Annotated in this window: 12 protein-coding genes; 4 read left to right on the forward strand and 8 right to left on the reverse strand. The window is 35.9% G+C overall.

Annotated features, from left to right (window positions below):
- Positions 1-72 precede the first annotated feature (72 nt).
- Positions 73-756, forward strand: coding sequence for a YdcF family protein (locus ACQUQZ_RS01840; protein WP_435352964.1), 684 nt, complete (start codon positions 73-75; stop codon positions 754-756).
- Here the strand turns inward: ACQUQZ_RS01840 and ACQUQZ_RS01845 are convergent.
- The 4 genes from ACQUQZ_RS01845 to ACQUQZ_RS01860 form a co-directional block, all read right to left on the reverse strand.
- Complete coding sequence (locus tag ACQUQZ_RS01845) at positions 753-1,115, reverse strand: CoA-binding protein (RefSeq protein WP_435352966.1); 363 nt, start codon at positions 1,113-1,115, stop codon at positions 753-755. The two genes, ACQUQZ_RS01840 and ACQUQZ_RS01845, sit on opposite strands and share 4 nt — an antisense overlap.
- 79 nt (positions 1,116-1,194) lie before the next feature.
- Entirely contained in the window at positions 1,195-2,076 is an 882-nt protein-coding gene (locus ACQUQZ_RS01850; RefSeq protein ID WP_435352968.1) for a DNA-3-methyladenine glycosylase family protein, read from the reverse strand.
- A 72-nt stretch (positions 2,077-2,148) separates the two neighbouring features.
- On the reverse strand, positions 2,149-3,213 hold the full coding sequence (locus tag ACQUQZ_RS01855; RefSeq protein ID WP_435352970.1) for an alpha/beta hydrolase family protein: 1,065 nt from the start codon (positions 3,211-3,213) through the stop codon (positions 2,149-2,151).
- A 108-nt stretch (positions 3,214-3,321) separates the two neighbouring features.
- The gene (locus tag ACQUQZ_RS01860) at positions 3,322-4,245 is read right to left on the reverse strand and encodes a hydroxypyruvate isomerase family protein (RefSeq protein WP_435352972.1); all 924 of its coding nucleotides are present in this window, start codon (positions 4,243-4,245) and stop codon (positions 3,322-3,324) included.
- A 208-nt stretch (positions 4,246-4,453) separates the two neighbouring features.
- Between ACQUQZ_RS01860 and ACQUQZ_RS01865 the strand changes: the two genes are divergently transcribed.
- Positions 4,454-5,911, forward strand: coding sequence for a Gfo/Idh/MocA family protein (locus tag ACQUQZ_RS01865; RefSeq protein WP_435352974.1), 1,458 nt, complete (start codon positions 4,454-4,456; stop codon positions 5,909-5,911).
- Between the two features lie 76 nt (positions 5,912-5,987).
- Here ACQUQZ_RS01865 and ACQUQZ_RS01870 read toward each other — a convergent pair whose 3' ends face one another.
- Positions 5,988-6,716, reverse strand: coding sequence for an RluA family pseudouridine synthase (locus ACQUQZ_RS01870; protein WP_435352976.1), 729 nt, complete (start codon positions 6,714-6,716; stop codon positions 5,988-5,990).
- A 125-nt stretch (positions 6,717-6,841) separates the two neighbouring features.
- Complete coding sequence (locus ACQUQZ_RS01875) at positions 6,842-7,993, reverse strand: 1-deoxy-D-xylulose-5-phosphate reductoisomerase (protein WP_435352978.1); 1,152 nt, start codon at positions 7,991-7,993, stop codon at positions 6,842-6,844.
- A gap of 200 nt (positions 7,994-8,193) precedes the next feature.
- Here ACQUQZ_RS01875 and ACQUQZ_RS01880 point away from each other — a divergent pair, with 200 nt between their 5' ends.
- On the forward strand, positions 8,194-9,129 hold the full coding sequence (locus tag ACQUQZ_RS01880; protein WP_435352980.1) for a fructosamine kinase family protein: 936 nt from the start codon (positions 8,194-8,196) through the stop codon (positions 9,127-9,129).
- Between the two features lie 72 nt (positions 9,130-9,201).
- On the opposite strand, the gene ACQUQZ_RS01885 is transcribed toward ACQUQZ_RS01880, so the two are convergent.
- Positions 9,202-10,266, reverse strand: coding sequence for an acyl transferase (locus ACQUQZ_RS01885; protein ID WP_435357632.1), 1,065 nt, complete (start codon positions 10,264-10,266; stop codon positions 9,202-9,204).
- A gap of 129 nt (positions 10,267-10,395) precedes the next feature.
- Between ACQUQZ_RS01885 and ACQUQZ_RS01890 the strand changes: the two genes are divergently transcribed.
- The gene (locus tag ACQUQZ_RS01890) at positions 10,396-10,905 is read left to right on the forward strand and encodes a hypothetical protein (RefSeq protein WP_435352982.1); all 510 of its coding nucleotides are present in this window, start codon (positions 10,396-10,398) and stop codon (positions 10,903-10,905) included.
- 41 nt (positions 10,906-10,946) lie between these two features.
- On the opposite strand, the gene ACQUQZ_RS01895 is transcribed toward ACQUQZ_RS01890, so the two are convergent.
- The gene (locus tag ACQUQZ_RS01895; RefSeq protein ID WP_435352984.1) at positions 10,947-11,957 is read right to left on the reverse strand and encodes a dipeptide epimerase; all 1,011 of its coding nucleotides are present in this window, start codon (positions 11,955-11,957) and stop codon (positions 10,947-10,949) included.
- Positions 11,958-12,016 lie beyond the last annotated feature (59 nt).

Consider the following 12,016-nt stretch of genomic DNA (forward strand, 5'->3'; position numbering starts at 1 on the left):
TCTGAAATAAAAGTATCATTAATTTTCGGTCATTATTATATAATTTTGCCCATAGGTAAAAAACATTGATAAATGGACGAAAATAATGCGGAGTGCCGCCCAATTGACTATTACGCACAACAACTTTTTGATTATCACTTTCTGAAACAAGAGCTTAAAAAAGCTGATTGTATTTTTGTTTTGGGAAGCCACGACCCAAGTGTGGCTGATTATGCATCACAGCTCTATCATGAGGGCTTTGCTCCATATATTATTTTTTCGGGAGGTGTTATTAGACCCGTAGGTGAATTAAGGAACACAACGCCAAAGTCTGAAGCAGAGGCTTTTTTTGATATTGCAGTAGAAAAGGGTGTTCCTGCCGAGGCTATTATATTAGAAAATAATGCAACAAATACAGGTGAAAACTTTATTTTTACTCGAAAGCTTTTGAAGGAAAAAGAACTTGATTTTAAAAGTTTTATTCTCGTACAAAAACCCTATATGATACGTCGTACTTATGCAACTGCGAAGGTTCAGTTTGCTGATTTTGATTTCACTGTAAGTGCATTGCCTGATACTTATGATTCATATATTACTCGCTGTATAGAAAATAATATAAGTAAAGAAAGGGTGATTAGCAACATGACAGGAGATTTGCAACGCCTTAAAATATATCCAGAAAAAGGTTTCTTGATAGCGATGCAAATACCTGCCGAAGTATGGAATGCTTATGAAAAACTCATAGAAATGGGCTTTGAAGGCAGAATGGCCAATTAATATTGTCCCGTAGAAAGCAGCACGAGCGTACAGGCTTCTATGGGTTCGATATTGTTTTCGGTCAAAAGTTCTTCAAATTCTGCATTTTCAGCACCTGGATTAAATATGACTCGGCGAGGTTTTAATCCAAGTATATAGTCATAATATTCGGCTTGGTGTTTTGGATTTACATACATGGTTACAGTGTCAATATCCTCCAACGCAGGTTTGCCCATTTTGATTTCATTCTCGCCGATTTTGCCTTCAGTTCGGCCTAAAAGTTCGATTTTATGCTGATATTTTAATAAGCGATTGGCAGCTAAAAATGCATATCTACTTGGGTCGGTAGATGCTCCTATTACTAATGTTTTCTTGTTCATTTTTTATATGTGTAGCACAATTTTTCAAATTGTGTATATTTTTTCTTTGGCACAATTCGGAGAATTGTGTTACAAATGCCTACCCTAACAACGAATGCCAAAAATAAAAAGTTGCATACCCTTTCCAACCTGCCCATTTTTCAGCCATTGAGTGTAAATCCTTAATGCGGGGCTTTTCTTCCAAGCCATATTGGTTTTTTACGGCATTGTGTAAGCCTACATCTTCCACAGGAAAAGCGTCATAATTCTTTAAACTTTTCATCATTGAATAATTGGCTGTCCAGTTGCCAATGCCTTTTATTTTTACTAATTTTTCTCGAATTTCATCAAAAGGTAATTGTTCTAAATCTTTTTGAGCTAAATCACCTTCGGCAAAAGCCTTTGAAATATTCAAAATATATTGTGCTTTGCTTCTGCTAAATTGGTGAGGTAAGAAATCTTCAAGACTTAAACTTGCCAAACGTTCGGGCGTAGGCAAGGCAAAAAATTCTTTACCATCATAAACCAGACTTTTACCAAAATTTTTCACCAAGCGTTCTTTGAGCGAATAAGCAAAATTTAGATTGATTTGTTGACCAATAATTGACCAAACAAGCGATTCAAATAAATCGGGCATTCCGACCATGCGAAGTCCGTAAAACCTTTGACACAAATTTGCCAAAACTTCATCTTTTTGTGCAGTTTTGTAAAAATCACTCAGATTCGCTTCTAAATCGAACCAATGTTGGACATATTTTTTTATACAAATGACAACTTCATCAGAGAAATTTGGCGTATGAATGATTATTTGTAAAGAAGTATTTATGAAATTGATTGAAAAAAGGACTAATTCGCCATCAATCTCTAAGACTTTGAGAACAGTTTCACCTTTGACTGTGTGCAAACATTCTTTCTCGTTTCGAGTTAAAAATCGTAATGTTTCTGTAAAGCTAAACTCCTTTGGAATTGGTAAATAGATCATTCAAATTTGTTGAAATAAAAATGCAAGTTTAAGAAAAATGGTCATTTTGGAAATCCGAATCTTGCTAAATACTTACTTTTTGGTAGTTTCAAGCAACCAATCTCCCATGATTTGTAGAGCTTCGGGAGCAAAATCTTCTTTTATTTTGGCATATTCATTTACTAAACCAGTTTCAGCATGTTGAAAAAGATGGTTCAACCCTTCTAATTTTACTATTTTATAATGTTTATTTTTGCCTTTTTTAAGAGCATTTTCAATGGCTGGCAAATGCAAATTTGCATCTACTTGTGTGTCTTTTGTGCCATTCAATGCTAAAACAGGACATTTTACTTTCTGCCAATCTTCGGCAGGGTCATGTCCCATGAAAAACTTCACCCACGGAATATTACTATTTAATGCTGATTTTATAACTGCTTGGTCTTGGCCAATTATTTTGTTTTTGATTTTAAAATCATCCGTATATGTTCCCAATAATGTTTTTACTTTTGCTTCTATTACTTTTGGGTCGTCTTCATTAATAATAATGTCAAGTACTTTATCATTAAAACCAACAAATTCTCTTGCTGTAAGTGTGTCAAAACCTGCTTTTATCCGCATAATTTCTATCTGACTTCCAGCAACTATTTTACCGTTTACTCCCGTGCCGGCCAATGAAACAATATAAGCAACATCTTTTGTTTGTGATGCCACCATTGGAGCAATCATTCCTCCTTCGCTGTGTCCAATCAAACCAATTTTTTTAGAATTTATCTCGCTACGAGTTTTCAAGTAATCAATGCCAGATTTAACATCTTTGGCAAAGTTTTCACTGGTGATTGCTTTCGGATTTTTACCTAAAGTGGTTTTTCCTGCTCCACGATCATCTACTCGTAGTACTGTAAAACCTCTCCCTGTCAAATACTCAGCAATAACTTTGAAGGGTTTATGCCCCAAAATCGTTTCATCTCTGTCTTGTGTACCTGAGCCTGTGATAAGCAAAACAGCAGGGAATTTTGAGCCATTTTCAGGCATAGTGAGTGTGCCGAAAATATGAGCAGAATCTGCAGTATTCCAATAATTTACTTCTTCTGATTTAAAAGGAGCTTGAGCAAAAGAAACTTGAATGGCTAAAATATATAGAAAAAAGATCTTTTTCATGGGTGAGTATTTTATGGTTTGTGCGTAAATGTCTTTCAAAATATTGAATAAAAAAAGGGCTTTATACGAATAAAGCCCCTGTGATTATAAACGGTAAAATTATGCTTTTTAAAAATTATCACTCCATTGATAAGCCTCAATGAGTTTGGCTTCACCCTCTTTCCCTTTATAAAAATTACCATGTTCCATTCCCATGATAAATTCTTGGTTACTGGCTTTTGATTTTTCGTAAATATGCTTAAAAATCGCCTTATAATTTACCTCTCCAGTAGTTGGTTCTTTTCTACCTGGCTCATCTCCAATTTGAAAATAAGCAATTTCGTCCCAACACCAATCCATATTTTGCACAATACGTCCTTGATTGCGTTGCATGTGCCACATATCATATAAAATTTTACAAGAAGGACTATTAACCGCCTTACAAATCATAAAAGTTTGGTCAGAAAAACGTAAAAATAAGTCAGGATTATCGCTCAAAGGCTCTAAAACCATGGTGAGATTATGTGGCTCAAAAATATCACATGCACGGCGTAAAGCATCAATAACATTAGAAGTTTGAATACCCATTGGCAAATTTCTTTCAAAATACCCAGGTACTACCGTCATAAATTTGGCATTGCAACGCTTGGCCGTTTCTACCGAAGCTCGACAAGTTTTTAAGAAATTTTCGAGAAATTCTTTTTTTCCAGTTGCTAAAGAAGTTTTCCAGTTATCACCACCATCAACTACAAAAACGCCCATTTTCATACCCAGCTTTGTGAGTGTTTCTCCAATTTTTGTTTGTGTTTCAGTAGTACGATTGAGCATTCCGTTGTCTTCCAAAGCCATAAAGCCATTATCGGCCATGAATTTGAGTTGGTCGAATAAATCTTTTCCTGCCGAGTTTTCAAACATTCCAAAATGTGGAGCATAGAGAAGTTTATATTTTGGGGCGGCCGAACTAATCGGCATTTCAGAAGCAAAAGCTGATGTTCCTAAAGTTGATGCACCTGCTGCCAAGACACTTTTTGAAAGAAAATTTCTACGATTCATTAGTTTTTATAAATTGAAGGTTGATTTGATGAAAGTTGGAAAATTGCTTTGAATAGATTGATTAGCTAAAGTATAAATTTATTTCTTAGTTATAAGCATTTGACCACAACTTTTTATTAGTTTAGCAAAGTAAAAATGAAGTACAAAAAGAAACATAAGTACTTATAAAATCTTACATTATTCAATCCTAAAAAATAAAGTTTAAAAAATGAAAGAGAAATCAAATGAGTCTCGGAGAGAATTTATAAAAAAGGGAGCGATTGCATCCTCTTTTTTTATTGTTCCGAGAAATGTTCTTGGCGGATTGGGGTTTATTTCCCCAAGTGACCAGCTCAACATTGCTGCTATCGGTGCAGGAGGTAAAGGCAGAAGCGATATTAAAAATGCCTCTGTCAATGGCCGTGAACGAATCGTTGCACTTTGCGATGTTGACTTTTCGGGTTCAGCAAAAGAAACCGTTGGGCTATTTCCTAATGCCAAACGCTATGCCGATTACCGAGAAATGTTGGATAAAGAAAAAGACATTGATGCCGTCACCATTTCAACACCTGACCATGTTCATGGCCCTGCTGCTGCATTTGCCATGGAGCGAGGCAAACATGTGTATGTGCAGAAGCCAATGACTCATAATATTCGTGAAGCCAGATTACTTACAGAAATGGCAAGAAAATATAAAATTGTGAGCCAAATGGGTAATCAAGGAGCTTCAAATCCTCTTTTGATTACTGTTCAAAAATGGGTTGATTCTGGTCAATTAGGGAAAATTTCAAAAGTGCAAATTTGGACAAATCGCCCAGTTTGGCCACAAGGCTTTGCTATGCCAAAACCAGATGATAGTTTAAAACCAAAAGATTTAGATTGGAACTTATGGCTCGGCCCCAATGAATATAAACCTTATATACCAAATATGCACCCATTCAATTGGCGAGGTTGGTGGGATTATGGCACAGGAGCATTGGGTGATGTTGGTTGTCACTTGATAGATATTCCATTCAGAACATTAGGATTAAAGTACCCAACTGATGCCGAGTGTAGCGTAGCATCGGTTTATACAAAAATGTGGACGGCCGATTATAATCCAGAAGGCTGCCCTGCCTCTTCGTTTATTACACTTCATTTTGGAGCAACTGCCAAAAGTAAGTCACCAATAGAAATGAGCTGGAGCGATGGTGGTATCAGACCTGCACACCCAGATATTATTCCTGCAAATGAAGACATTGGCGGAACAAATAGCAGCAATGGTGTATTAATTATTGGTGAAAAAGGTATTATTTCAACCAATATCAATGATAGCTCACCAATGATGCCAAAATTGTATCTGAATGATGGAACGAAAGAATTAGGCCCAGATTTACCTAAAGATATTGAACCAGAATATGGTCATCAGCGTAAATGGGTAGATGCTTGTAAAGCAGGCTTTAAAAGCAAAGAACATTTAGCCTTGACCTCTTCATTTGATTATGCTGGGCCAATGACCGAAACGGTATTGATGGGTAATTTGGCCATCAGAAGTTATATGCTAAGAAAAGAAAATAGTAAAGGTCAGATGGAGTTTTTTGCTCGTAAAAAACTACTTTGGGATGGAGAAAATACAAGAATAACTAACTTAGAAGAAGCCAATCAATTTGTGGGTAGAAGTAGCTACCGAGATGGTTGGAAAGTGTAGTTATTTAAAAAGCGTTTTATTAGATTAACCCCACTTAAAGTCCTCCCCGTTGGGGAGGATTTAGGTAGGGTTATAATTAATATAAAAAGTCTAAATTCTCAGTTTTTACATCCTCTGGTTCGAGTTCTAAGAATTCTTCCCAGAATGGATTTTCGGGTAATGCCGCTTTGCAAATGATTGGCTCTTTTTTCACAGGATGCACAAAATACAAGCGACGAGCGTGCAAATTGATATTGCCTTCAAGGTTTGGTCTTGGATAACCATATTTGACATCTCCTCTAATCGGACAACCCATTTTGGCTAATTGCACACGAATCTGGTGCGGACGACCCGTAATTGGATTGATTTCGAGTAAATGATAATGGTTGATTTCGCCTAAATAACGATAAGTTAATTCAGCTTTTTGTGAACCAACAACCTCTTCGTCATAAGCTTTTACAGTATTTCTATTTTCGTCTTTTACCAACCAATTGGTCAGTTTTCCTGTTTTTTTCTCAGGTTTATTCCCTACTACTGCCCAGTAAGTTTTCTGAATTTCTCTTTTACGGAAAAGTTCGTTCATTCGCTCAAGAGCTTTTGATGTTCGTGCAAAAATCACCAAGCCACTTACGGGGCGGTCGAGGCGATGTACAGTTCCCAAAAATACATCCCCAGGCTTATTATATTTGTGTTTAATATACTCTTTTACGTAATCCGACAATGTTTTATCGCCAGTGCTATCACCTTGCACCAAAATGCCTTGGGCTTTATTGACAATAATAATATGATTGTCTTCGTAAATTACTTGAAATGGTTTCTTTGCCATATTTTTAGAATGTAGAATGAAGAATGTAGAATGAAGAATGATTGCTCCTGCAATTATATTCTAAGCCCTAATTCTGTAATAATCTTTTCTCGAGTCTTATGTCTCGAATCTCACGTCTATCTAAATTAAACAAACGCCAAGGCCATCTTTCTCGTTTCTTCATCAGTTTTGATATAATCTTCGAGACTTGGTGTTTGTATGAAACTTACTTTTTGCATGCAGTCTTCAATCAAATCAGACATTTCTAAGAAACCGATTTCGTCACGAAGGAAGGCCGCAACTGCTATTTCGTTGGCGGCATTTACAATACATGCCATATTTCCACCAACTTTGAGTGCTTCAAAAGCAAAACTTAGATTTCTAAATGTCTGATAATCAGGTTTTTCAAAAGTCAATGATGGAAATTGCGAAAAATCCATTCTTGGAAAATTAGATTTCAAACGATTAGGATAACCAATGGCAAATTGAATAGGTACTCGCATATCGGGCAAACCCATTTGAGCTTTCATGCTACCATCTTCAAATTGTACCATCGAATGAATGATACTTTGTGGATGCACCACTACTTCAATCTGCTCGGGCGTAAGTCCAAAAAGCCATTTTGCTTCAATTACCTCCAAGCCTTTATTCATTAATGATGCCGAATCAATCGTAATCTTTGCTCCCATGCTCCAATTTGGGTGCTTTAATGCTTGGGCTTTCGTAACGGTTTTCAAGAATTCTCGGTCTTTTCCTCTGAAAGGTCCGCCTGAAGCAGTCAAAATTATCTTTTCAATTGGATTATGGAATTCACCAACCAAACACTGAAAAATTGCCGAATGTTCGGAATCAACAGGCAAAATATCAACTTTATGTTTTAGAGCTAAATCAGTGACTAATTCTCCTGCCACTACCAAAGTTTCTTTATTTGCCAAAGCTATGTGTTTTCCTGCTTTGATGGCTGCCACTGTTGGAATTAAACCTGCATAACCAACCAAGGCTGTTAGAACCATATTCACCGACGCCATTTCTACAACTGATACTAATGATTTTTCGCCAGTGTAAACTTTTATATCAAGAGGGTCGAGGGCAGCAAATACTTTGTCGTAAAGATTTTCGTTGGAAATAACAACAACATTTGGACGAAATTTGGCAGCCTGTTCTATTAATAAATCAGCATTATTTTGGGCGGTTAGAACTTCAATTTCAAAAATATCGGGATTTGCCTCAACAACTTCCAAAGCCTGTGTTCCTATCGAACCTGTTGAGCCAAGTATGGCGAGATGACGTTTTTGCATGAAAAAAAATCGACTATTTATAAATATTACTTAAATTTTAGTACAAAGTTCGGAAAATTTAATGATAAAGTTTTTATTTTGCTGTTGTAATCAGCTTGATTTATAATTCATCAATTATAAATCAAGCTGATTATTGGTATAAGTTGTTGATTATAAGTAAATTAAGTTTTATTTTGATTGTTTTGTCAAAAAAACTTAGTTTGCAAAGAATACATTTTTTTGTCAATTTTAGCACCCCTTTAGGGGCTGGGGGTATGCAAACGGCTGAAGACCAATTTCAATTTTTTGAGGGCGTTTTTTTTGAAATGCTTGGACGTGATGTGCAAGTAAGCCAATATCGCTTATTGCAAGGAGGCAGCATCAATGTAACGGTGCAAGTTGTCACCAATGAGGGAAAATATTTTATTAAATATAACACCCGTAATCACGAAGGGATGTTTGAAACCGAAGCCAAAGGCTTGGAGTTATTGCGTGAAGCTGATGTGATTCGAGTGCCAGAAGTAATGAATTGGGGGCGGAGAGATGGCCAAGATTATTTGATTTTAGAAAATATAGAATATACAAAGCCTAATTTTGATTATTGGGAAAGTTTGGGTGAAAAAATTGCTGCCTTGCATCGACATACTGACGAAAAATTTGGCTTGAATTTCAACAATTATATTGGTTCGCTTCGCCAAAGTAATGAACAAAAAGAGGATTGGCTTACTTTTTTTATTGAGAAAAGAATCAATCTTCAAGCTGGTTTGGCTTATTACAATGAGTTGATTAGCAAGGAATTATATGATAAGTTTCAGCAATTTTACAAAGTTTTGCCCGACCTTCTTCCAGATGAAAAACCTTCCTTGCTTCATGGTGATTTATGGACTGGAAACGTAATTACTGATAATGAAGGAAAGCCTTGTTTGATTGACCCCGCTGTTTATTATGGAAATCGTGAAATGGAAATAGCTTTTACCACTCTTTTTGGGGGCTTTGATAAACGTTTTTATGATACTTACCACGAAGCATTTCCGCTTCAACCTCGCTTCGACCAGCGAGTGCCGATCTATAATATCTATCCTTTATTGGTTCATGTAAATCTTTTTGGTACAAGCTATTTACCGCCCGTAATCCGAACTTTGAATAAGTATTTGTAGAATAAGTTAGTCTTGTTACAGATTGTTGGGATTGTTGCAAGTTGTTTTAAATATTTTAACAATTAAACAAAACTAAACAACCATCAAATTACAACCCCTTATATCTGAATTATCAAACCTTCCGATGATGCTAAATGATTGATTGTCAGTATTATAAGCTCCTAAATCTTGTGTTTCAATAAAGCTACAAGAATCAATATTAGCTAAATCAACCACGTTGATTCCTCCACGAATAATACTTCGATCGGTCATAGATGGCATTGAAAATGTAGGTATAATTTTAAATGGGTCGTTAATTTCTCGTAACAAAACTTTCATGGTTCTTGGCAAATCAAAAATGCCATCTCCTTTAGAGTATCCTTGAGAAAGTAGTTCGGTCATCCCATATTCTGAATGAATTTTTTCGATACCAAAAGCATTCGTCAAAATTTCATGTACTTCTTCTCGCAATAATTCTTTTCTACGACCTTTCATGCCGCCAGTTTCCATTATTACGAGTCTATCTTTGAGCTTGTGTATAAAAGCCAAATTTTCACTTGACTCTGCCAAATCAAGTAAAGCGAATGTAACACCAATAATTAAAACTTTTCGATTAGATTGTTGGTTATCAGATAGTTGTCGGAGTTTTTCGAGAAGTTCGGTGATATTATTCAAATAAAAACCCGACTCACGAGAATAAGTTCGATAAATAAAATTTTGAACCATATACACCAACGACGAATTATTTCGTTCAAGATAAGAAGGAAGCAGAGCTATAATATGATAATCGGTCAGTGGGCCATAAAATTGCTCAAAAATTTTCTGACTTATATATTCATAAAAAGGTAAATCGCTTACGAAATGCTTACTTGTGGTATCGCCCGTAGTGCCACTACTTTCAAAAATCATTTGTGTCGAGGCATTATCAGCCACTACTCGATGGTGTTTGAAAAACTGAATAGGTAAGAAAGGGATTTTGTCTAAACGATTGATTGTCAAAGGGTTGATATGTAGATAATTCAAATATTTATTGTAAACAGGGTTTTGCATTGCTTGAAAGCGAAAAACTTCCAAAGCCAATTCTTCAAAATAATTTGGTCTTAGAAAATTATCGTTTAGTTGTAAAACCGCAGATTTTAGTTCATCACGAATACCCATTGCAAAGTTTAAAGTTTTTACTAAATTAGCAGAAAAATAGTCAACAGTCAATTGCCCAGAGTCCACAGATAGTATAAACTATTGACCGCCGACTATCGACTGTGGACTAATTAAAATGACATATTAACAATGAAAAAGGTTTCAGCATTTATTATTTTTGGTACAATATTCTCATTAGTAGGGTGTTATAAAGAAACAACTTTTGATAACAAACCTGCCATTGAGTTTAAAGACTTACGCAAAGAAATCAGGATTGACCAATTCACAGGGTCAAAAAAAGATTCGCTAATTTTGACTATTAAATTTCAAGATGGAGATGGTGATTTAGGTTTGAACGAAAAAGAAAAAGCTACTGCTGAAGCCAAAAGTGACTATAATTACATGATTCGTTTGTTCCGTAAAAAGAAAGGTGTTTTCCAAGAATTTATACCTGCAGTACCTTACTCTGGTTTTTTCCCACGTCTGAAAACTGATGGAAAAACTGGCCCAATTGAAGGAACAATTGATTATTCAGTAGATTTTCCTCATCCATTCACTCCTGTGAAAGATTCATTGAAGTTTCAGGTAACAATCAAAGACCGAGCAGGGAATGTCAGCAATACAGTTGAATCAAAATTGATAGTTTTGCACGAGTTTTGAACAGCCCACAGTCGATAGAGTCCATAATTGGACTCTATCGACTATAAAAGTTTCGCTCCAGTACCATTTGTTTTCGGGAAAATAGGTTTTCCCTTATCTAAATACACGCCTTCGGCTGGGTCATTTGAAATTAATATTGAGCCATCCATATCTACATAATCGAGTAGGGGGGCAATTTGGCCAATAGCTGATATACCAATGCTTGTTTCGGTCATACAGCCACACATGACTTGTAAACCCAAACTACGAGCTTCGGCGATCATGCGTAAGGCTGGAGTAATTCCGCCACACTTGGCTAATTTAATATTGACACCATCGAATTTTCCAACACACTTTTTAACATCTTCTTCTACGATACAACTTTCATCGGCAATTAGAGGCAGGACAGAGCCAGCCATCACTTCTATCATTGGCTCATAATCATCTTTTTTCATCGGTTGTTCAATAAACTCAACACCCAATTCGGCAAATGCTTTGGAGTTTTCAATCGTTTCTTCCACGCCCCATGCACAATTAGCATCCACTCTAAAAAGTGCATCGGTATGTTTACGAAGCTCATGAACAATTTCTACATCGTGGTCAGTACCTAATTTTATTTTATAGATTGGAAAATCAAACTCTTGCATTTTTTCTACCATTTTTTCGATGGTATCAATGCCAATAGTATAATTTGAATATGGAACTTTGGTAATATCTAATCCCCAGATTTCATACAAGGGTTTTCCTTGCTTTTTGCCCCATAAATCCCAAGCAGCCATATCTAATGCACAATGAGCAAAAGAATCATCTTTTAAAAAAGGATACATTACTGACCAAAACTCTTCGGGGCTTTGCAAATCATAATTCTCAATAAGTTCTTGATATTCAGTGAGTTTATCTCTCATTCCTTCGGCCGTTACACCATAATATGGAATGGGTGTAGCCTCACCATAACCGCTGTGTTCGCCATCTTGTAGTTCAACAATAAAGGCATCAATATCATCACGAGAGCCATGAGCTATGGTAAAAGTATGCCGCATTTGCAGCGTAAGAATATGAAGTTTTAGTTTCATTTTTGATGAAGAGAGAAAATAATTTTATTTAATATTATTTTCCCCTCCTTTTCAAGGAG

Source organism: Emticicia sp. SJ17W-69 (genome assembly GCF_051209875.1).
Taxonomy (GTDB): domain Bacteria; phylum Bacteroidota; class Bacteroidia; order Cytophagales; family Spirosomataceae; genus Emticicia.

Bases quoted from the DNA above. Each gene is read 5' to 3' on its own strand.
- ACQUQZ_RS01840 (WP_435352964.1), top strand. From the start codon at position 73: ATGGACGAAAATAATGCGGAGTGCCGCCCAATTGACTATTACGCACAA.
- ACQUQZ_RS01845 (WP_435352966.1), bottom strand. From the start codon at position 1,115: ATGAACAAGAAAACATTAGTAATAGGAGCATCTACCGACCCAAGTAGA.
- ACQUQZ_RS01850 (WP_435352968.1), bottom strand. From the start codon at position 2,076: ATGATCTATTTACCAATTCCAAAGGAGTTTAGCTTTACAGAAACATTA.
- ACQUQZ_RS01855 (WP_435352970.1), bottom strand. From the start codon at position 3,213: ATGAAAAAGATCTTTTTTCTATATATTTTAGCCATTCAAGTTTCTTTT.
- ACQUQZ_RS01860 (WP_435352972.1), bottom strand. From the start codon at position 4,245: ATGAATCGTAGAAATTTTCTTTCAAAAAGTGTCTTGGCAGCAGGTGCA.
- ACQUQZ_RS01865 (WP_435352974.1), top strand. From the start codon at position 4,454: ATGAAAGAGAAATCAAATGAGTCTCGGAGAGAATTTATAAAAAAGGGA.
- ACQUQZ_RS01870 (WP_435352976.1), bottom strand. From the start codon at position 6,716: ATGGCAAAGAAACCATTTCAAGTAATTTACGAAGACAATCATATTATT.
- ACQUQZ_RS01875 (WP_435352978.1), bottom strand. From the start codon at position 7,993: ATGCAAAAACGTCATCTCGCCATACTTGGCTCAACAGGTTCGATAGGA.
- ACQUQZ_RS01885 (WP_435357632.1), bottom strand. From the start codon at position 10,266: ATGGGTATTCGTGATGAACTAAAATCTGCGGTTTTACAACTAAACGAT.
- ACQUQZ_RS01890 (WP_435352982.1), top strand. From the start codon at position 10,396: ATGAAAAAGGTTTCAGCATTTATTATTTTTGGTACAATATTCTCATTA.
- ACQUQZ_RS01895 (WP_435352984.1), bottom strand. From the start codon at position 11,957: ATGAAACTAAAACTTCATATTCTTACGCTGCAAATGCGGCATACTTTT.